The 1,792-nt window shown below is 76.7% G+C and carries 2 protein-coding genes; both read right to left on the bottom strand.

Translation table 11 applies throughout. The features are described from left to right. Window positions 1-139 precede the first annotated feature (139 nt). Window positions 140-1,459: a FliI/YscN family ATPase gene (locus tag AC1DUQ_RS21420; protein ID WP_477060040.1), complete on the bottom strand. Its 1,320-nt coding sequence runs from the start codon at window positions 1,457-1,459 to the stop codon at window positions 140-142. Then, window positions 1,456-1,792: FliH/SctL family protein (locus AC1DUQ_RS21415; protein ID WP_477074597.1), on the bottom strand; the 337-nt coding region annotated here is incomplete at its 5' end. The genes AC1DUQ_RS21415 and AC1DUQ_RS21420, both read right to left, overlap by 4 nt.

Raw genomic sequence — 1,792 nt, 5'->3', positions numbered from 1 at the left:
CCCGAGAGGCGCTCGGCCGTCTCCCGTGCGCGGCGCTCGGCGGACGCCTGCTCGCGGCGCGCCTGGGCCAGCTCGGAGGCTGCCTGGTCCTCGGCGAGGGCGCGCAGGCGCAGCAGCCCGGCCAGCGGGAACGCGCGGGTCACGACAGGTCCCCGAGGGCGTGCACGAGCGCAGCCAGGTGCGCCCACGACTGCTCGGCCGGGGCGGACTCGTCCATGCCCTGGCACAGGAACGCGTCGATGGACCGCCCGTGCGTGACGGCCGCGTCGACGAGCGGGTTGGAGCCCGCCACGTAGGCGCCGACATCGAGGAGGTCCTGCGCCTGGCGGCGCGCGGCCATCACGGCGCGCAGCCGGCGGGCGAGCAGCTGGCGCTCGGTCGAGGAGACCCGCGACGCGACGCGACTGATCGACGCGAGCGCGTCGACGCTCGGGAAGTGGCCGGCGACGGCCAGGCGGCGGTCGAGGACCACGTGCCCGTCGAGGATCGAGCGGGCGGCGTCGGCGATCGGCTCGTTGTGGTCGTCCCCGTCGACGAGGACCGTGTACAGCCCGGTGACCGAGCCGGTCGCTCCGGTGCCGGCACGCTCGAGCAGCTGGGCGAGCAGGGCGAACGTGCTCGGCGGGTACCCGCGGGTGGCGGGCGGCTCGCCGACCGACAGCCCGATCTCGCGCTGCGCCATGGCGACGCGGGTGAGCGAGTCCATCATCAGCACGGCGTGCGCCCCGCCGTCGCGCAGGTGCTCCGCGATCCGGGTGGCGACGAACGCGGACCGGAGCCGCACCAGCGGCGGCTCGTCGGAGGTCGCGACGACGACGACGCTGCGCGCCAGCCCCTCCGGGCCGAGGTCGTCCTCGAGGAACTCACGCACCTCACGGCCGCGCTCCCCCACCAGCGCGATCACCGACACCTCGGCGTCCGTGCCGCGCGCGATCATCGACAGCAGGCTGGACTTGCCGACGCCCGACCCGGCGAACAGACCGAGCCGCTGGCCGCGACCCACGGTGACCAGCGTGTCGAGCACGCGGACGCCGAGGTCCAGCGGGGTGTCGACGCGGGCGCGGTCCAGCGGGTGCGGCGCGCTGCCGTCCACCGGGACCCACGCGTCGGCGCGCAGCGGACCCTTACCGTCGATCGGCCGTCCGAGCCCGTCCAGCACCCGTCCCAGGAGCCCTGCGCCGACGGGCACCTGCAACGCGGTGCCCAGCGGGCGGACCGGCATGCCGGCGCGCATGCCCCGGGTGGCACCCAAGGGCATGCACCGCACGATGCCGCCGGTGGTGGCCACGACCTCGGCCAGCACGGGGTCGTCGTCGCCCAGCCGGACCAGCTCCCCCACCGCAGCGCCTGTGCCGGCCACCTCGATCGACAGGCCCACGACCCCGCGCACCGTCCCGACGACCTCCGGCGCGACCGCGTCGAGCGCGTCGTCCCAGCGGCTGCGCAGCGCGGTCGTCATGCGACGTCCTGCGAGAGAGCGGCGGCCGCGCGGCCCAGCGCCGCGCCGATGCGCGCGTCGAGGTACCCGTCGGCGTGCTTGGCCACGGCGTCGCCGGGTGCGAGTGCTGCGTCGGCCACGAGCTCCACGCCCGGGGGCACCTCGTCGGCACCGGCGGCGCGCAGGGCGTCGAGGTCGCGCGGGTGCAGGTGGACGCTCACCGGCTCGGGTGTGATCGGGCGCCCCAGGACCCGGGTCAGCGCCGCGGTCGCGGAGCGCTCTGCGTCGTCCAGCTCGACGCCCAGCACGGCCCGGGCCAGCTCCAGGGCACCCGCGTGCAGGAGCGCCTCAGCC

This window comes from Cellulomonas sp. P4_B5_2 (genome assembly GCF_056402235.1).
The sequence above is the reverse complement of the archived record's forward strand: the minus strand, read 5'-3'. Positions and strand labels throughout refer to the sequence as shown.